Here is a 20,575-nt window from a genome sequence, read left to right on the forward strand (position 1 = left end):
TCAAAAGCCTAGTTCGCCGCCGCGGCGGTCGCACACGAAACGGCGCTCGGCCCGTGCGCGGCCCCCGCGGCGGGAAACCCGATAGCGTGGACGGCATGAGCACCTCGGAGATCGCCACGGTTCTCGCGTGGCACGACGCACTGAACGATTCCGACATCGACACCCTCCTCGCGTTGTCCAGCGACGACGTCGAGGTGGGCGGCCCGCAGGGTGCCGGACAGGGTCTCACAGCATTGCGTGAGTGGGCCTCCAGCGCGGGCATGACCCTGACCCCGGGCCGCATGTTCGTGCACGAGGGCGTCGTCGTGGTCGAGGAGGAGGCCTCTTGGGCCTCGAAGCCCGACGAGAAGTCGACCGTCGCCACCGCCTTCCGAGTGGTGCACGATCAGGTGACCTCGATCTTCCGGCACAACGACCTCGAAGCAGCTTTTGCGGCAACGGATCTGAGCGAAGCGGACGCGGTGTCCTGACGTGGCGAGGGGGCGCCTGCGCGACGCACTCACCTCGCTGAACCGGCTGATCGGTGAAGAGCGGGCGGTGGTCGACGACCAGACATCCGCCCCCGCGCCGCTCCAGCCGATCGACCTGACCGACGACGCCAAGGTCGCCGAGGTCCTCGACATCGCCCTCCGATCCGGCGAGGTGCTGCTCGCGTCCGGCACCTCCGCGATGGACACCACCGCGCAGGTCCAGTTCGTCGCCGCGAGCTACGGGCTCGCGCGCTGCGACGTCGACGTCACCTACAACGCGATCCGCATCAGCGCGCACCGCGGTCCGACGATGCCGCCCGCCGCCACCATGCGGATCGTGCACTACCGGTCGCTGGACTTCACCCGGCTCGCCGCGGTCGACCGGCTCACCCGCCGACTGCGGACGGAGGCGGTCAGCCCGGACGACGCGCACGACGAGCTGACCCGGATCACCCGCGCGCCGCATCCCTACAACCGCTGGACGGCGACGCTGGCGTGGGCGTCGATGGCCGCCTCCGCCTCGGTGCTGCTCGGCGGCAACCTGCTGGTGGCGGTCGTCAGCTTTCTGACCACCATGGTCATCGACCGGGTCAACCGCAGGCTGAACGCCATCGGGCTCCCGTTCTTCTTCCAGCACGTGATGGGCGGACTGATCGCCGCCGCGCCCGCCAGCCTGCTGTACACCTTCAGCGACCAGCTGGGCATCACCATCCGGCCGTCACTGATCATCGCGGCAGGGGTGATCGTGCTGCTGTCGGGGCTGTCGCTGGTCGGCTCGGTGCAGGACGCGATCACCGGCGCACCGATCACCGCCGTCGCGCGGTTCTTCGAGGTCCTCATGATGACCGGCGGCATCATCGCGGGCGTCGCGATCTCGCTGCGGATCGCGGGCGCCCTCGGTTCGACGCTGCCGGTGCTGACCACCGTCCCGCCGCCCGCGCTTGCCCAGATCCCGGTGCAGGTGGTCGCGGGCGCGTTCACCTCGCTGTTCTTCGCGGTGGCCTGCTACGCGGAGCGGCGGGCGCTGCCCATCGCGGGCATCGGCGGCGCCGCCGGCATCCTCGTCTATGCCCTGGCGCTGAGCGTGAGCATCGGCCCGGTCATCGCCTCGGCCATCGCCGCGACCGTCGTCGGCTCCGTCGGCGGCATCCTGGCCCGCCGGGCGCTGACCCCGCCGCAGGTGATCGCGGTCGCGGGCATCACCCCGCTGTTGCCGGGTCTCGCCCTGTACCGCGGCCTGTACGCCCTGCTCAACAACGAGTTACTGGACGGCTTCAGCGCGCTGCTGTCGGCCTTCGGCATCGGATGTGCGCTCGCCGCGGGGGTCACGCTCGGCGAGTGGATCGCCCGGACCATGCGGCGGCCGCGGATCCTGCGCCGTACAGGAACGCTGAAACGCCCGACCCTGAGCCGACGGAGGTCGGGTCAGAATCGGGCGTTGTAGTCAATGCGCCGGCGCCGGTGGCGCCGGGTTGTCAGCTCTGGTTCCCGCGCTCGGCAGCGTCGCGTTCCATGGCCTCACGCAGGCTCTTCGGGCGCATGTCGGTCCAGTTGGCCTCGACGTACTCGACGCACGCCTGGCGGCTGTCCTCACCGAACACCACACGCCACCCCTGCGGGACGTCCGAGAACGTCGGCCACAGCGAATGCTGGTCCTCGTCGTTGACGAGCACGTAGAAACGGCCGTCTTCGTCGTCAAAGGGATTGGTGCTCATCTGGCCTCGCTTGTCGCAAATTCGTTCATCGGTGTTTCCAGCGCTGAGGTTTCCGTCCCAGCGGACGCCTCGACCCTATCAAGATCGCCGTGGTCGGGACGATTATCCAGCACAGAATTCAGGATCTCACCGGCGCGAACGGCGACATTGGACAGCAGCGACGAGGTGAGGCCATGCGTTTTCTCGGTGCCGCCCTGGAGGTAGATGCCACCCCGGACGTTCTCGGGGGTGACCAGCCGGTAATCGCGGTCCACCTCGGTGGCCACCCCGCCCTCGGGGGCCAGATCGCCGATGAGGTTGCTCAGCGGGGTGGGGGTGAACCCGGTGGCGAGCACCAGCGCGTCGCACATCAGCGAGTCGGTCAGCCCGTCGAGGCTGCTGCGCACGCTCACCTCGATGCCCTCCTCGGTCTCGACCACGCCGTCGATCTCGGAGGCCCGGCGCATGAACAGGCGCCGCTGGCCGCGCACCAGTTCCTGGTATTCGGTGGTGTACAGCTCGTTGATCAGCTCGATGTCGACCACCGAGTAGTTGGTGCTCTTGTGCAGGGTCAGGATCCGCTCGCGCTCGGTGCTGTCGGCGCCGTGCAACTCGTCGACGGCGCCGGGGTCGAAGATGCGGTTGGCGTACGGGCTGTCGTCGGCCGGGCTGTAGCCGTAGCGCGAGAAGACGCTGTGCACCTCGGCCTTCGGGTAGTTGCGGTGCAGGTACTGGACCACCTCGGCAGCGCTCTGGCCGGCGCCGAGCACCACGAAGCGCTGGTGCCGCAGCTCGGGCAGCTCGTCGATCCGGAACAGGAACTGATGGTTGTGGAAGCAGCGCGCCGACGGCGTCGCCCACTCCGGGATCCGCTCGCGCAGCCCGGCCCCGACGATCAGGTTCCGCGTCCGCAGGACCTGCCCGTCGGCCGTCTCGACCTCGAACTCGTCCACCGCCCCATCCGCGGCGGGCAGGCCGCGAACGCCGGTGACGGCGGTGCCGTATCGCACGTCGGCGTCGACCCGGCCTGCCGCCCACTGCAGGTAGTCATTGAATTCGTGCCGGGTCGGGAAGAAGGTCTGGTGGTTGACGAAGTCGACCAGCCTGCCCTTGTCGAACAGGTAGGAGAAGAAGCTGAACGAGCTGGCCGGGTTCCTGAAGGTCACCAGGTCCTTCGGGAACGCGATCTGCATGGTCGCACCGTCCAGCAGCATGCCGGGGTGCCAGCGGAAGCGGTCCTGCTTCTCCAGGAAGTGCGCCCGGATCCGGTCGCCGGGGGCGCAGCTCGCGTTGTGCTCCTCGATGGCGATGGCCAGCGCCAGGTTGGACGGCCCGAAGCCGACACCGACCAGGTCGTAGGTCGGCGACTGGTCGCGGTCAGCGGCCGAGAGAGTCGTATCCATGACGGTCATCCATCCTCGCCGGTTCGGCCGGCGGCAGTGCTGCTTGTTGCTGACATAGCTCGGGGTCCAACATTTGGGCCGCGCCGAATAGTAGCGCAGCCTACCCTAATTCGGGTGGCTGGGCGGGCCCTCACTTGATCACCCCGATCCGGCGATCCGCGTCGGCGCACGCGACGGCCAGCACGGCCAGCAGTCGGTCCGCCAGCACTGACACGATGGCGGGATCGAGCACGTGCGCCCGGTAGCCGAGGTAGGCGTGCACGGGACCCTCCCCCACGGGCTCGTAGAAGCTCAGCGTCAGGTCCGACACCGGCTCCCCGACCGGGACCGGCAGCAGCCCCCCGAAGACCCCGTCCACCTCGCCAAGGCGCGCCTGTTCGTGGTGCACGATCATCACCTGAGGCCGCAGCGCGTCGCCGCCGAGATCGGTTGCCACGTCGTCGAATCCGACATCCTGATGCTCGAGCGCGGACAGGTTGCTCTCCCGGACCCGGGCCAGCAACTCCGCGAAGGTCGGTTCACCCGAGGTGTCCGTCCGCAGCACCACCGTGTTGAAGAAGCAGCCGATCAACCCGGACAGTGCCTCCTCGGTCCGGCCGGCGACCAGGGCCCCGATCGGGAGGTCTTCGCCCACACCGGCCTCGGTGAGCGCGACGGCCAGTGCCGACTGCAACACCATGAACATCGAGGTGCCGGTCCGGCGGGCCAGCGCGTCGATCTCGCGATGCAGTGACTCGTCGATCGGCAGCGGCACCACGTCGCCGCGGCGGGGACCACCCGGCCGCTCGCCCGGCATGGCCAGTGCCTCCGGCACGCCGGACAGGCGCTGCCGCCAGTACGCGAGTTGCGTTGCGTGCCTGCTCGACTCATCGGCGGGATCGCCGAGCACCTGCCGCGACCAGAGCTCGTAGTCGCCATAGGTCACCGGCAGCTGCGGCAGGTCGGGCGAATGTCCCGCCTGCCGAGCCAGGTAGCCGGCGAGCAGTTCCCCGAGCAACGGCACCACGGACCACTCGTCGACGGCCAGGTAGTGCATCACCAGCAGCAGGGCCTGGCGACCCGACGCGTCCTCCACGAGCTGCACCCGCAGCGGTGCCTCCTCGGTGAGATCCATCGGCTGCTGGGCCAGCTCGAAGACCCGCGCGTGCAGATCGCCGTCGCCGATGTCGACCAGCCCGACCTGCGGGCGCACCGCCTCCTGGCCGAACACCTCGCCGTCGCGCTCGAAGAACACCGTGCGTAGGGGCTCGTGCCGCGAGACCACGTCGTCGAGCGCCAACGCCAGCGACTCGGCATCGAGCCGACGCTCCGGATAGAGCGAGAGGGCGTGGCTGGCGGTCGGCGACTCCCGGTACATCCGCCACTGCCTGCGCTGCGGCGGCGACAGCGGCGCGGCCCCGTCGCGGGGCGCGCCCGCGATCACGGCAGGCCTGCCCTCACCGGTGTCCGCCTCGGTCAGCTCGGCGAGCTCCGCGACCGTCGGCGCGTCGAAGACCTCCCGAATGCTCAGCTGGGCACCCAGTTCCGCGCGCACCCGGCCGACCAGTTGCATCGAGGCCATCGAGTGACCGCCGAGGTCGAAGAAGTTGTCGTGCACGCCGACCGAGGGCAGGTGCAGGATCTCCGCGAACAGGTCCGCGATCACCCGCTCCCTCGGCGTCCGCGGCGCGACGTCGCCGGTCAGCTCCGACCAGTCCGGCGCGGGCAGCGCCTTGCGGTCGAGCTTGCCGTTAGGCGTGAGCGGCAGCGGCCCGTCCAGCACGATGACCACGCTCGGCACCATGTAGTCCGGCAGCGAGGACGCCACGTGGGCGCGCACTGCGGCCGGATCGACCACCGCACCCTCGTGCGGGACCACGTACCCGATCAGCCGGGCGATCGACCCGTCCCTGTCGGTGACCACCGCGGACTGGTTGACGCCCGGGCCGTCCGCGAGCGCCGCGATGATCTCGCCGAGCTCGATGCGGAAGCCCCGGATCTTCACCTGGTCGTCGACCCGGCCGAGGAAGTCGATATTGCCCTCCGCACGCCAGCGCGCCAGATCGCCGGTGCGGTACATCCGGCCGGGGCCGAACGGATTGGCGACGAAACGCCCCGCCGTCAGCGCCGGCTTGCCGAGGTAGCCGCGGGCAAGCCCGCGGCCGGCGATGTACAGCTCGCCCGCGACGCCGACCGGAACCGGCCGCAGTCGCGCGTCGAGGACGAACGCCTGCTCGTTGGGGTCCGGGATGCCGATCGGCACGGCCTGGTTCCAGCCCGGCTGCGCCTGCCACAGGGTGTTGTTCACCGTGGCCTCGGTGAGGCCGTAGGCGGCCAGCAGGTTCAGCCGCTCCGCCCACCGCCCGATCAGGTCCGGCGGCACCGTCTCGGTGCCGACCAGGACCGTGCAGCCCGCGGGCACCAGGGCGCCAGGCGGCAGCGCGGCCATCAGCGACGGCGGGATGATCGCGTGCGTGACCTCGTGCTCGTGCATGAAGTCGGTGAGCTCCGGGCCCGCGACCCGCGAGCGGTCCGGCACGATCACCAGGCGCGAACCGGTGCACAGCGCCATCGACAGCTCGAACACCGCGACGTCGAACCCGACCGAGGCGAACTGCAGCACGGTCGAACCCGGGACCAGTTTCATCCGGTCCTCGGCAGTGGCGACCAGGCTGGATATGCCCTCGTGCGAGACAACCACGCCCTTCGGCCTGCCGGTGGATCCGGAGGTGTAGATGACGTAGGCGGCGTGGTCGATGCCGTCGGGCACCGCGGCCACCGGCTTCGGTGCCGCGGCCAGTTCCGCGACCGTACCCGGCTCGTCGAGCAGCACCCGGCGCAGGCCCGGCACCTCGTCGATCCGCGCGGACTCCGCGGCGGTGCTCAGCAGCACCCCCGCGTTCGAGTCGGCCAGCATGTACGAGATCCGGTCCGCGGGGTGGCTCAGGTCGAGCGGCAGGTAGGCCGCGCCCAGCTTGAGGACGGCCAACACCGAGGCGACCATGTCCACCGAGCGCGGAACGGCAAGGCCCACCACCGATTCCGCGCCGACGCCGCGACAGGCGAGCACCGCGGCGATCCGATCGGACCGCTCGTCGAGCTCGGCGTACGTGGCGCTGCGGTGCTCGTCGAGCGCGGCCACCGCGTCCGGTGTGGCCTCGACCCAGCGCGCGAACGAGGCGTCGAGGGTCTCCTCCGGCACCTCCCGGCCGGTGTCGTTGAAGTCCACCAGCACCAGGTCCCTCTCGCCGGGCAGGAACACGTCGACAGCGCCGATCGGCGTCGTCGGCTCCTGCGCGACGGCGTCGAGCAGCGCCAGCTGACGGTGCGCGATCGCGTCGGCGGTGGACCGGTCGAACAGGTCCGCGCCGTACTCCAGGCGCAGCGTGATCTTGCCGTCGCCGGCATCCGAATCCGCTGCCGCGGGCAGGAACTCGGTGAAGTTGAACACCAGGTCGAACTTGGCGGTCCGCTCCGGCAGCGGCACCGGCTCCAGGGTCAGGCCACCCAGTTCGGTGATATCGGCGGCCCGGCTGTGGTAGCCGACCATCACCTGGAACAGCGGGTTCCTGGCCAGCGTGCGTGCCGGGTTCAGGCGCTCGACAACGGATTCGAACGGGACGTCGGCGTGGGTGAACGCCGCGAGGTCGAGCTCACGGACCCGGCCGAGTAGCTCGCCGAACGTCGGGTTGCCGCTCACGTCGGTGCGCAGCACCAGCGTGTTGACGAAGAACCCGACCAGCTCGTCGAGGCCCTGCTCGGTGCGGCCCGCGATGGGCGCGCCGAGCGGCAGGTCCTCGCCCGCGCCGATGCGGTGCAGCAGCGCCGCCGCGGCTGCGTGCAGCACCATGAACATGCTCGCTCCGCTGTCGGTGGCCAGCGCCCGCAGCGCTGCGGTGGTGCGCGGATCCAGATCCAGCTCGATCGCGCCGCCCGCGAAGCTCGGCCGTGCGGGCCGGGCCCGATCGGTGGGCAGCGTCAGCTCCTCCGGCGCACCGGACAGCGTCCGCTCCCAGTACGAGAGCTGCTCGCTCAGAACCGAATCCGGGTCCGCGGGGTCGCCGAGCAGCTCGCGCTGCCAGAGCGTGTAGTCCGCGTACTGCACGGCCAGCGGCTCCCACTGCGGCGCCTGCCCGTGCGCCCGCGAGGCGTAGGCGAGCATCAGATCCCGCAGGAACGGCCGGTCCGACCACTCGTCGGTGGCGATGTGGTGCAGCACCAGCGCGAGGACGTGATCACCGTGACATCCCCCGTCGCTTCGCTCGCCCCCGGCCAGCCGGATCACGGTGCCGCGCACCGGGATCTCACGGGTCAGGTCGAAGGGACGCAGCACGGCGCCTCGGACCAGTCCCGCGATCTCGGCCTCGACCCCGTCCACCACCGTCAGCTCCGGGGTCGCCTCGTCGAGGATCCGCTGCACGGGCAGGCCGTCGACCTCGCCGAACACGGTTCGCAGCGACTCGTGCCTGCTGACCACGTCCGCGAGCGCGGTCGAGAACAGCTCGGGATCGAGTTCGCCCTTCAGGCGCAACACGATCGGGAAGTTGTACGCAGCCCCGGCGGGCACGCCGTCCGTCGAGACCGAGTCCCCCTCGATCTGCTGGATCAGCCAGAGCCGCTGCTGTGCGGAGGACATCGGCAGGTTGTCGGGCCGGGCCGCGGGCGCCAGTACAGGGCGCACCGCCTGTCCCCGCGCGCGGACCCGCTCCGCCAGCGCAGCCACGGTGGGCGCCTCGAAGAGGTCCCGCATCGTCAGCTCGGTCGACAGCGCCGACCGGGCCCGGCTGATCAGCCTGGTCGCCAGCAGCGAGTGCCCGCCGAGGTCGAAGAAGCTGTCCTCGACACCGAGTTCGCTGACATCGAGCACCTCACCGAACAGCTCGCACAGCGCCTGCTCGATGTGGTCGGCGGGAGCGCGTGATCCCGAACCGACCGCGTCCGGCACCGGCGGCAGTGCTCGCGCGTCGAGCTTGCCGTTTACCGTCATCGGCAAGGTCTCGGTCGGTACGAAGGCCGCCGGCACCATGTAGTCCGGCAGGCAGGCGCGGAGCGCCTGTGCGTACTTCTGGCCCCCCTGCGGGCCGAAACCACTCACGGGCCCGGAGGGCACCACGTAGGCGACCAGCCGCTTGACGCCGCCGGGGCCGGGCGCCGCGATGACGGCGCACTGCCGCACCCCGTCGAGGCCGGCGAGGACCGCCTCGATCTCGCCCAGTTCGACCCGGTGACCGCGGATCTTCACCTGGGCGTCGGTGCGGCCGAGAAAGTCGATATTGCCATCGACGCCGCGCCGCACCAGGTCGCCGGTGCGGTACATCCGGCCGCCCGCAGCGAACGGGTCGGCCACGAAGCGCTCGGCGGTCAGGCCGAAACGGTCCAGGTAGCCGCGGGCCAGGCCGATGCCCGCGATGTACAGCTCACCGGCCACCCCGTCCGCGACGGGACGCATCCACGAGTCGAGGATGTGGGCCCTGGTGTTCCAGATCGGCTTGCCGACCGTGGGCGTCGCGGAGTCCGCGGTACCGCCGCCGAGCGTGTTGATCGTGTACTCGGTGGGGCCGTACAGGTTGTAGCCGAACGTCCCCTCCGTGTCCCGCAGCCGGCTCCACACCGAATCCGGCACCGCCTCGCCGCCGAGCAGCACCAGCGGCGGCCGGTGCTCGCCCGGACCGTCGCCGAGCAGGCCCTCCTCGAACAGGTGCTGCGCGTAGGTCGGCGTCACGTTGACGACGTCGATGGCGTGCGCGTTGCAGTACGTGACCAGTGCCTCCGCGTCGCGGCGCAGGTGCTCGTCGCAGATGTGCACCTCGTGACCCTCGACGAGCCAGAGCAGCTCCTCCCAGGACATGTCGAACGCGAACGACACGGTGTGCGCGATCCGGAGGCGACGGCCGCCGGTCATCGAGATCGTCGGGTCGAAGATCTCCGCGCGGTGGTTGAACTGCATATTGGTCAGGCCGCGGTAGCCGGTGACCACGCCCTTCGGCTTACCGGTCGAGCCGGAGGTGTAGATGACGTACGCCGGGTGGTCCAGCCGCCCGGGGGTGCCGGGGGCGAAGCCGCCCAGCTCGGCGTCCGTAAGCGGTCCGGTGCCGTGGTCCCGGGTCGCGTCGCCATCGAGGACGATCGCCTCGCCCTGGAACCCGGCGAGGGTCTCGCGGACCGCGACGGTGGTCACCAGTGCCACCGGCCGGGCGTCCTCGAGCATCCCGAGCAGGCGCTCCGCCGGGTGGTCCAGCTCGAGCGGCAGGTACGCCGACCCGGTGCGCAGCACCGCGAACAGCGCGACCACCATCTCCACCGACCGCGGCAGGCCAAGCGCCACAATCCGTTCCGGGCCGGCGCCGTGTGCCAGCAGCAGCCGGGCCATGGCATTGATCCGGCCGTCGAGGTCGTGGTAGGTCACCGACTCCGAACCGAAGACGAGCGCGACCTCGTCCGGGGTGCGCGCGGCCGCCTCCGCGAACAGGTCCGCGATGGTGGATTCGGGCAGCTCCCGCTCGGCCGAGAGGGACGCCAGCGCCGCGCGCTCGCCGGGCAGCGACAGGTCCAGCGACCCGACCGGCACGGACACGTCGTCGGCGAACAGTTCGAGCAGCCCGACGAACCGGGCCAGCATCGACTCGACGGTCGCCTCGGCCACCGCCTCGGGGCGGAACTCGAACTTGATCTTCACCCGGTTGCCCGGTGTCACCACCACGGTCAGCGGGTAGTGCGTGTGGTCGACGCTGTCGCCGCCGCTGATGTCGTGCGCGCTGTTGAGCGCCGACACCTGGTTCTCGTCGACGAAGTTCTGCAGCACGTAGAGCACGTCGAAGAGCTGGCGGTGATCGGACTCGCGTCCGATGGTGGCCAGTCCGAGGTAGTCGTGCGGCATCAGGCCGAGACGCTCGGACTGGCTGCGCCGCAACAGGTCCTCCACCCGCTCCGCCGGACGCAGCGTGGTGCGGACCGGGACCGTGTTGAGGAACAGTCCGGCCACCGTGTCGAGGCCCTCGACCTCGGGGGGCCTGCCTGCGACGGTGATGCCGAACACGACGTCGTCGCGCCCGGTCGCGGCGCCGAGCACCAGTGCCAGCGCGCCGCTGAGGACGGCGTTGAAGGTGACCCCGCTCGCCGAGGCCCTGGTCCGCAGCCGCTCGCTGAGGTCCGCCGTGAGCACGGTGTCGCGACGGCCGGGAAGCGCCGGCGCCCCGGCCACGGTCGACCCGAGCAGGGTCGGCTCCTCGAGACCGGCCAGCGCGCGCCGCCACTCCGCCTTCCCCGTCTCGCTGTCGCGGTCGCGCAGCCAGCCCAGGTAGTCGTCGAAACCGCCCGTCGCGGTGGGGAACCCGCCGTCATCACCCGCGGACTCGTAGAGCGCCAGCAGCTGGCTCACGACGATGCCGTTCGACCAGCCGTCCCAGAGCAGGAACTGCCGGTTGACCACCAGGCGGTCGCGGTCGTCGTCGAGACGGATCACCATCGCCCGCCACAGCGGCGGCGCCGTCAGGTCGAACGGGGTGAGCCGGTCGGTGGCCATCAGCTCGGCGGCATGGGCCTCGCGCTCGGACTCCGCCAGCTCGCGCAGGTCGAACAGGGCGATCGGGACCTCGAGGTCGGCGGTGATGAACTGCACCGGCGTGGTGAGGCCGTCGCTGAGGAATCCCGCACGCAGCGTCGGGTTCCGGCGCTGCAGGGTGCGCAGTGCCGCAGCCAGCCGCTCGACGTCGAGGCGATGCTCGAAGTCCAGCGAGAACTGCGCGGTGTAGATGTCGGCGGGAGCGTCACGGGTCGCCGCCGGCGACGTGTCGAAGGTCGCCTGAAAGTACAGGCCCTCCTGCAGCGGGGACAGCGGCCACACCGCGTCGACCCCGGCGGGGCTGCGCTCGGCGATCAGGTCCAGCTCGTCCTGGGTCAGCGCCACCAGCGGCACGTCGGACGGCGTCAGGACGCCGGGTCCGTCGTGGCGCGCCGCGGTCTCGACGAGCTCGCGCACCGCCTGGGCCCAGCCCTGGCTCAGCGCCTCACCGTCGGACTCGGTCAGCCCCAGGTCCGAGCGGCCGAAGTTCGCGCGCAGCACCGGGCCCTCGGCCGTGTCCTCGCAGATCGCGTTGACGATCAGCAGGTAGGGACCGCCCATGTCGGCATCGGGATAGGTTGACAGCGCATCGGTCTCGGGCGCAGGGGCCCACGGGACCGCGACGCCGAGATCGGTCGACGGCATCCGGCCCAGGTAGTTGAACAGGACCTGCGACTCCGCGCGGGCGGCGAGCAGGGCGGCGGTGCGGGCGTTCGAGTACCGCAGCATGCCGAAGCCGATGCCGCCGTCGGGCGAGTCCCGCAGCCGCTCCTTCACGTCCTTGAGCACGTCCAGCGGTCGCTCGCCCGCCCGCAGTCGGACCGGGCTGATGCTGGTGAACCAGCCGACCGTGCGGGACAGGTCAACGCCCGGCGTCAGCTCCTCGCGGCCGTGCCGCTCCAGGTCGACCAGCAGGTCCGAGGCGGCGCTGCCGGCGTCGCGGTGCCAGCGGCTCACGGCGATCCGCAGCGCGCCGAGCAGCACGTCGGTCACGTCGGCGTTCGCCAGTGCGGGCACGATCGTCAGCGCGGCGACGGTGTCCTCGACGGACAGCGAAACCCGGTGCTGGGAACCGGTTCCGATGGTCGCGTGACCGCTGACCTCCGGCACCAGCGCCGCTCCCGGCGCCGTCACGGCGGTCCAGTGCGCCAGCTCGGCGAGGCGCTCGGCGCCCTGGGCCTGCTCCGCAACGATCCGGCCGAACCCGCGCAACGAGGTGCCGACGGGATCGAGCGCCGCATCCTGACCGGATGCCGACGCCACGTTCGCCATCGCGAGGTCCTCGAGCAGGATCCGCCAGGACACCCCGTCCACCACGAGGTGGTGGGCGACGATCAGCAGGCGGCCGGTGGTCTCCGGTCCGGCGTCGAACCACACCGCCTGCAGCATCACGCCCGACTCGGGGTCGAGGCGCTCGGTCGCCGCCTCGGAGTGCTCGGTGACGATGTCGCGCAGCGACTCCTGGTCGCGGGCGTCGACGGTGGTGAGGAGGGCGGCGGCGCTCACCGAACCGGGTTCGGTGGTGACCGTCGACCACACGCCTGGCGCGTGCCGGGTCAGGCGGGCGCGCAGGCCGTCGTGGTGGTCGAGCAGGGCCTGCAGCGCCATGCGGAGTGCGCGCTCGTCGGCGCCCGCCGGGGTGTGCAGCAGCACGGCCTGGTTGAAGCGGTCGGTGCCGCCTGACCATTCGGAGAGCCGGTGCACGACCGGCAGCGGGATGACCTCGCCGATGCCGTCGGCGACGGGTGCGTCGGGCGCGGCCGCCTGGGCGACCGGGTCCGCCTCGCCGACCAACCGCGCGATCGCGGCCGGGGTGCGCTGCTCGAAGATCTGGCGGGGGGTGAGCGTGACACCGTCGCGGCGGGCAAGGTTCACCAGCCGGATCGCCAGGATGCTGTCGCCGCCGAGGGTGAAGAAGTCGTCGCCCGGTCCCACCCGGTCCAGGCCGAGGACCTCGGCGAACTGGGCGGCGATGCGTCCCTCCGTGCCCGTGCTCGAGGCGGGTGCCGACACCGCGGCGGAGAAGTCCGGCGCGGGCAGGGCCTTGCGGTCGAGCTTTCCGCTCGGGCTCAGCGGCAACGCGTCCAGCTCCACGAAGGCGCTGGGCACCATGTACTCCGGCAGCGAGGCGGCCAGCGCCTGTGGGTACTTCTGGTCCCCCTGGGGGCCAGAAGGACTCACGGGCCCGGAGGGCACCACGTAGGCGACCAGACGCTGCTGGCCGGGCCGGTCCTCGCGCACCAGGACGGCGGCCTGAGCCACCGACGGATCGGCAAGCAGCGCGGCCTCGATCTCGCCGAGCTCGATCCGGAAGCCGCGCAGCTTCACCTGGTCGTCGGCGCGGCCGACGTACTCCAGATCGCCATCCACGGACCGCACCAGGTCGCCGGTCCGGTACATCCGGGTGCCTGCGACGAACGGGTCGGCGACGAACCGGTCCGCGGTCAGCGCGGCGCGGCCGAGGTAGCCGCGGGCCAGCTGCGGCCCGGACAGGTACAGCTCGCCCTCGGCGCCCGGCGGCACCGGGTTCAGGTACTGATCGAGCACGTACAGCCGGGTGTTCGCGACCGGCGCGCCGATCGGCACACTGAGCGCCGCCGACGAAACCTCCTGCGCCCCGAAGAAGTAGCTCACCTCGACCGCGGCCTCGGTGGGCCCGTAGAGGTTGTCCAGCCGCACTCCCGGCAGCACCTCGGCGAAGCGCCGGGCCGATGCCGCGGGCAGCGCCTCACCCGAGCAGCCGACGACCCGCAGCGCGGTGCAGGCGGCGGCGCCCGGCTCCGCCAGGAACAGGTCGAGCATGGACGGAACGAAATGCGCACGGCTGATGCCGCGTTCGGCGATCAGGCCGGCGAGGTACGCCGGATCCTTGTGCCCGCCGGGACGGGCAAGCACGACGGTGGCCCCGGCGATCAACGGCCCGAAGAACTCCGGCACCGAGACGTCGAAGCTCGACGGCGTCTTCTGCAGCACCCGCTCCCCGACCGGCAGCGGGTGCTCGGACTGCATCCAGAGCAGCCGGTTGACGATGGCCTCGTGCGGCACCAGCACGCCCTTGGGCCTGCCGGTCGAACCCGAGGTGTAGATGACGTAGGCGGGATTGCCCGCCACGGCCCTGGCGACCGCCGGCAGCACACCCGAATCCCCCAGAGGCTCGGACAGATCCACCGTCAGCACCGGCAGCCCGGTGTCGAACGGCCCGCCGTCGGTGAGCACGCACACGGGCTCCGCGTCGGCCAGCATGTACGACAACCGGTCGGCCGGGTAGTCGAGGTCGAGCGGCAGGTACGCGCCGCCCGCCTTGCCGATCGCCAGCAGCGCGACCATGAGTTCGAGGGAACGTCCAAGCGCGACGCCGACGAGCGACTCCGGTCCCACCCCCCGGTCGACGAGGTCTCGCGCCAGCCGATTCGCCCGTGCGTGCAGCTCGGCGTAGGTCAGCGACCGTCCCTCGAACTCGACGGCGACCGCCTCCGGGGTCCGGGCAGCCTGCTCGTCGAGCAGGTCGGTGAGGGTGCGGTCCTCGGCGGATCCGAGGGACGCGGCCCAGCTCGCCTCCAGCTCGTCCCGCTCGGCCGCGGTCACCAGCGCCAGCGCGGAGATCGGCTGGTCGCCGTCGCGCACCAGCTCACCGAGGAAGGACACCATGCCGTCGGCCAACCGGTTGGCGGTGGCCGAGTCGACCACCGCGGCCTGGTATTTGACCTCGAGCCGCAGCTCGTCGCCGGGCGCGACGATCAGCGTGACCGGGTACGGCGGGTTCTCCTCGAAGGTGATGCCGGTGATCTCCAGCCGGCCGGTGGGGTCGGCGACGGCGCCCTCGCCGATGGGGTAGTTCTCGAACACCACCAGGGTGTCGAAGAGCTCCTGCAGCCCGGTCAGCCTGCGCAGCTCGCTCAGGCCGATGTACTGGTGCTCGAGCAGCCTCGACTGCTCGTCCTGCCAACGGGTCAGCGCCTCCGCGGCGGATTCCTCGGCGCGGTACCGCAATCGAGCGGGCACCGTGTTGATGAACAACCCGACCATCGTCTCGATGCCGCGCAGGTCGCCGCCGCGCCCGGACACCGTCGAGCCGAACAGCACATCGCGGCGCTTGGTGAGCCGGCCCAGCAGCAGGCCCCAGGCGCCGTGCACCAGGGTGCTCAGCGTCAATCCGCGAGCTCGACCGGACGCGATGAGGTCCGCTGTCTGCGCCGCCGACAGGTTGACCTCGACCTCGCGGACACCGACCTCGGTGCCGCGCTCGGCCTTGCTGAGCCCGGTCGGCTCGTCGACACCGTCGAGCGCGGCGCGCCACACCTCGATCGATGCCTCCCGATCACGGGAGCCCAACCAGCCCAGGTAGTTCCGGTACGGCTCCGGGGCGGGCAGCGCCGCGGGCGCCGAGCCCGCGGGCGTGTACAGCGCCATCAGCTCGCGCAGCATCACCGGCACCGACCAGCCGTCGGCCACGATGTGGTGGATCGACTGCAGCAGCAAGTGCTCGCCCGGTCCGACGAGCACCAGCACGTACCGCAGCAGCGGCGCCTGCTCGAGGTCGAACCCGCGCACCCGCTCGTCGGCGAGGATCTGCCGGACCCGGGACGAGACCTCGTCGGCACCGAGCCCACGCAGGTCCACCACATCCATCGGGACCAGGGCCTCGCCGGAGACCACCTGCACCACCCGGCCGTCGGACACCGCCCGCAGCCCGGTGCGCAACGCCGCGTGCCGGTCCACGACCGTCTGCAGCGCGGTGTGCAGCGCCTGCGGGTCCACCGGACCGGCCAGCTCGATGATCTGCTGCACCACATAGGGATCGGAGTGCTCGGTCTCGAACGCGCTGTGGAAGTAGATGCCCTCCTGCAGCGGGGTCATCGGCAGCACGTCGACCAGCTCGGCGGCCGCGGCCTCGAGCTGGTCCACGTCCGCCTGGCCCAGCCGCGCGAGCGGGAAGTCCGAGGGGGTGTGGCCGCCGAACGGGGCGCTCGCCGCGAGCGCACGCAGCACCGCGGTCCAGGCCTCGGACAGGGCGGCGATCCGCGCCGCGGGGAACAACCCTGGCGCCCAGGTGATGGTGGTGCGCAGGGTCGGCCCGTCGGGTCCGTCCTCCGCGATCGCGTTGAACTCGATGGCGTGGCCCATCGGCGCATCGGGGTCGTTGGCGCCGTCCATCGCGATCGGCAGCCAGTCCGCGCCCTCGGAGGCGGAAACCCTGCCCAGGTAGTTGAACAGCACCTGCGGGGTGACGCCACCGGCCAGCTCGGCACCCGACGGGCTCAGGTATCGCAGCGCGCCGTAGCCGATACCGTTGCCGGGCACCGCCCGCAGCTGTTCCTTGACCGTCTTCACCGCCACGCCGAGCGCGGCCGGGTCGAGGCCGTCCGCGAGCGCACCCGCGTCGATCCGGACCGGGTACAGGCTGGTGAACCAGCCGACCGTGCGGCCCAGGTCGACCGGCCTGCCCGCGGCGTCCTCCTCGCGGCCGTGGCCCTCGAGGTCGATGACCACCTGGGTGCCGGACCCGGCCTGGCCGCGCCAGTCCGCCAGCACGGCGGCGAGTCCGGTGAGCAGCACGTCGCCGACCTGACCGCCGAACGCGGCGGGCACGGCCCCGAGCAGCGGACCGGTGAACTCGGGCGCCAGACTCACCGTGATCGACTCGGCCGCGCCGCAGCGGTCGAGCGCCGGGTCGAGCCCGCGGGATCCGAGCGCGGGGTCCGGTGTCCGCGACACCGAGAGCCAGTGATCGAGTTCGCCGTCGAACGCACCGGATTCGGCCCGCTCGGACAGCAGCTGGGACCACCGGCGCAGCGAGGTGCCCACCGGGGCCAGCTCGACGGGAATGCCCGCCGTCGCCGCCGATCCCGCCCTGGCCAGGTCTTCGAGCAGGATCCGCCAGGACACGCCGTCCACCACCAGGTGGTGCACAACCAGCAACAGCCGGCCCGGGCGGTCCGTCCCGCCGTCGAACCAGACCGCCGCGACCATCGCGCCCGCGTCGGGGTCGAGTCGCGCTGCGGCGGCGATTGTTTCGCGTGAAACCACGGCGTCTAGCTCGGCCTCGGACAGGTGCTCCGCGTCGAGCAGGAGCAGGTCCGTCGCGGCCGCGGTCTCCGGCACCGACAGCGCCCAGCGCTCACCGCGGACCAGCGCGGCGCGCAGCGCATCGTGGCGCTCGATCACCGCGGCCAGCGCCGCGCGCGCCGCGTCCGCGTCGAGCCCGATCGGCGTCTGCACGAGCACCGACTGGTGGAACCGGGCGACGGCCTCGCCGGATTCGCTGGTGTGCGCGATGATCGGCGTCGCGGGAACCTCGCCGAGCGGCACGTCGAGCCGGTCCACCAACGCCTCCGCGCGGCCCTCGATCTCGCGGGCGAGGGCCTCCGCGGTGCGCAACTGGAAGACCTCGCGGGCACTGAAGTTCAGGCCGGCGCCGCGCGCGTGGTTCACCAGCTGGATGGCGACGATGCTGTCACCGCCGAGCGCGAAGAAGTCGTCGGTGACGCCGACGCTGTCGACGCCGAGCACCCCGGCGATGATGGCGCACAGCTGCTGCTCTCGCTCGGTGCGCGGAGCCAGCCCGGGCAGCGCGGCGCGCAGGTCCGGTTCCGGCAGTGCCCGCCGGTCCAGCTTGCCGTTCGGGGTCAGCGGGAACTCGTCGAGGACCAACACGACGGTGGGCACCATGTACTCGGGCAGCTTGGCCGCCGCCCAGGCCCGCACCTCATCGGAGGTCAGCCCCGGGTGTGTCGCGTGCGAGACCACATAGCCCGCAAGGTACTTGGATCCGTTGTTCTCGCGCACCAGCACCGCACAGTCACGGACGCCCGGGTGCGACGCGAGCGCGGCCTCGACGTCCTCGAGCTCGAGGCGCATGCCGCGGATCTTGACCTGGTTGTCGGCGCGACCGATGAAGTCGAGGCTGCCGTCCTCCGCCCACCGCGCGAGGTCACCGGTGCGGTAGAGCCGGGACCCGTCCTCGGCGAAGGGGTTGGCGATGAATCGGGAGGCCGTCATGGCGGCCGCCCCGACGTAGCCCCGGCCGAGCAGGTAGCCGCCGGCATACAGTTCGCCGCCGACTCCTGGCGGCACCGGCCGCAGCTGCGAATCCAGCACGTACAGCTGGGTGTTGGGGTTCGGCCTGCCGATCGAGGACGCGATCCGCTCGGCGCGATCGCGGTAGATCACATGGGAGACACCGATCGTCGCCTCGGCGGGGCCGTAGCCGTGGTAGAGGGTGGTGCTGAGCCGGCGCCGGAAGCGGTCGAACAGTTCCGGGGTGAGCACCTCGCCGCCGCACCAGACGTGCCGGAGTCCGTCGAGCGAGCGGCCGCCCTCGGCCAGGTCCAGCAGCACGCTGAGCATCGACGAGACCAGGTACACGAAGGTGACCCGCTCGCGTTCGATGAGGTCGAGCAGGTAGTGCGGGTCGCGCTCGCCGCCCGCCTCGGCGACCACCAGCCTGCCGCCGGAGACCAGCGGCAGCAGGATCTCGTTGACCGAGATGTCAAAGGAGAGCGGCGCCTTGAACAGTGAGGCGTCGTCGACGCCGAACCCGAGCACCTCCTCGACCTGCCACAGCAACCGGGCGCAGATCGCCTCGTGGCGGATCATCGCGCCCTTGGGCCTGCCGGTGGAACCGGAGGTGAAGATGACGTAGGCCAGCGACCGGCCCTCGATCGCGGCGTCGAGCGGATCCGCGGACTGCAACCCGTGCGCCCAGTCGGCCAGGTCCACCGCGACCGCGGCGTCCGGCGAGGCCTGCACCCCGCCCGGTCCGGTGAGCACCAGCCGTGCGCCCGCATCGGCGAGCACCTGGTCGCGGCGGTCCTGCGGCCAGGCCGGGTCGAGGGGCACGAAGGCGCCGCCAGCGGCCATCACCGCGAGCAGTCCGACGACCATCTCGGCGGAACGCGGAACACCGACCGCGACAACCTCTTCCGGCGCCAGTCCACACTCGGTCAGGTGTCGGGCGAGCTGGTTCACCCGCGCGCCGAGGTCCCGGTAGCTGAGCCGGACCTCGCCCGCGATCAACGCCTCCCGGTCCGGGGTCGCCGCGACCTGAGCCGCGAACAGTTCGGGCACGGTGTGGCTGGGCTGCGGCCGGGCGGTGTCGTTGAAGTCCACCAGCACCTGGCGCCGCTGCGCGTCCGACAGCACGTCGAACCGCGAGACCGGGGCCTCGGGCGCGGCGGCGAGCTGGCGGAGGAACTCGGTGAACTGCACGCGGTGCCGCTCGAGTTCGTCCTCCAGGCCCGCACCGACGCGCAGGTCGATCCTGATCGACTGACCCTCCTGACCGCCCTGCACGGTGAAGTCCAGCTCGCCGATCGCGCCGGTGACCATGTTCTGCGCGGACGCGGGGCTGCCGCCGAAGGTCATGGGGTGCTCGAACATGACGATGTTCACGCCGGGGCCGAACACGCGCCGGGACGGGTCGAGCGCGCGCATCTCCCTTGCGAGGTCCTCGCCGCGGTAGCGGCCGTGCCGGAGCAGCCCGACCAGCCCCTTGTCGATGTGTGCCGCCAGTGCGGCCAGTGTGCTGTCGCCGTCCACCCGCAGTCGCATCGGCAGGATGGTCGAGGCCATCGACGGCAGGTTCCGCAGCGCCCGACCGGTGCGGCCGGTCAGCGGCACCGACAGCATCAGGTCGGTCTGGCCGCTGACCCGGTGCAGATAGGCGGCGATCATCGCGAACGGGATCCGGTTGCGCCGGATGTCCTGGGCGTCGGCGAACCGGAACAGCCCGGCAACGGTCTCGGGGTCGAGTTCGACGGTCGCCTTGATCGGCGGCGCGGTGGGGTCCGGCGAGGGCGGCAGCAGCACGGGGGGTTCGGGGGCGTCGGCCAACCATTCCAGCCAGTGGGCACGATCCGCCTCGTACCGCCCGGACACGCGGTACTCGACGTCCGCGTCGATCGCGGTCTGCAGCGACCAGTCCTGCTCGTCGAACAGCAGCTCCGGGTGTTCCTGCCTGCCGACGACCTCGGCGACCAGCAGCACGATGCCGTACCCGTCGATGATGCTGTGGTGGTAGCGCTGGTGCCACCACGTGAGCTCGTCGTCGATCCGCAGGATCGCCTGGGTGAACAGTGGCTCGTCGCTCTCGAGCTCGGCGACGGTCTGCATGTCGTTCTCGACCCACGCGCGGGCGGCTGCGAGGGGATCCGGCCGACCGCGCAGATCGACGATCCGCAGGGTCCACCCCTCCGGATCGAGTCGCTGCTGCCGCAGCACCTCGTCCGCCCCGACCGCGAACCGCACGTGCAGCGCCTCGGCGCGCCGGATGGTCATGTACACGGATTCGACCGCGCGGGCGATGTCGAGCGGCCCGTTCACCTCGACGGTGAGGGCGATGTTGTAGGCCGGGCTGGCAGGGGTGAGCTGCTGCGCGACCCACACCTCGGACTGGGCGGCGGTGACGGGAAGCCACTGGCCGGTGGCGTGCGGGAGTGCCGTCGAATCCGAGGGAGAAGACATACAGGT

General features: G+C 71.5%; 5 protein-coding genes. 2 read left to right on the forward strand and 3 right to left on the reverse strand.

The genetic code is table 11. The features are described from left to right. Window positions 1–95: 95 nt before the first annotated feature. Window positions 96–470, forward strand: a complete 375-nt coding sequence (locus JOE46_RS14150) for a nuclear transport factor 2 family protein (RefSeq protein WP_097211994.1) — start codon at window positions 96–98, stop codon at window positions 468–470. Between the two features lies 1 nt (window position 471). After that, window positions 472–1,914: a threonine/serine exporter ThrE family protein gene (locus JOE46_RS14155; protein WP_257017481.1), complete on the forward strand. Its 1,443-nt coding sequence runs from the start codon at window positions 472–474 to the stop codon at window positions 1,912–1,914. A gap of 31 nt (window positions 1,915–1,945) precedes the next feature. Here JOE46_RS14155 and JOE46_RS14160 read toward each other — a convergent pair whose 3' ends face one another. From JOE46_RS14160 to JOE46_RS14170, 3 genes are all read right to left on the reverse strand, one after another. Next, complete coding sequence (locus tag JOE46_RS14160; protein WP_027503481.1) at window positions 1,946–2,185, reverse strand: MbtH family protein; 240 nt, start codon at window positions 2,183–2,185, stop codon at window positions 1,946–1,948. Continuing rightward, window positions 2,182–3,576 (reverse strand): lysine N(6)-hydroxylase/L-ornithine N(5)-oxygenase family protein, encoded by a 1,395-nt coding sequence (locus tag JOE46_RS14165; RefSeq protein WP_374102894.1) that lies wholly within the window; start codon window positions 3,574–3,576, stop codon window positions 2,182–2,184. The genes JOE46_RS14160 and JOE46_RS14165 overlap by 4 nt, the downstream gene beginning before the upstream one ends. Window positions 3,577–3,697: 121 nt before the next feature. Beyond that, a complete protein-coding gene (locus JOE46_RS14170) occupies window positions 3,698–20,569 on the reverse strand; it encodes a non-ribosomal peptide synthetase (protein ID WP_209927617.1) in 16,872 nt (5,623 codons plus the stop codon). Between the last annotated feature and the right edge of the window lie 6 nt (window positions 20,570–20,575).

This window comes from Rhodococcus sp. PvR099, from assembly GCF_017833315.1.
Lineage (GTDB): Bacteria > Actinomycetota > Actinomycetes > Mycobacteriales > Mycobacteriaceae > Rhodococcus_G > Rhodococcus_G oryzae.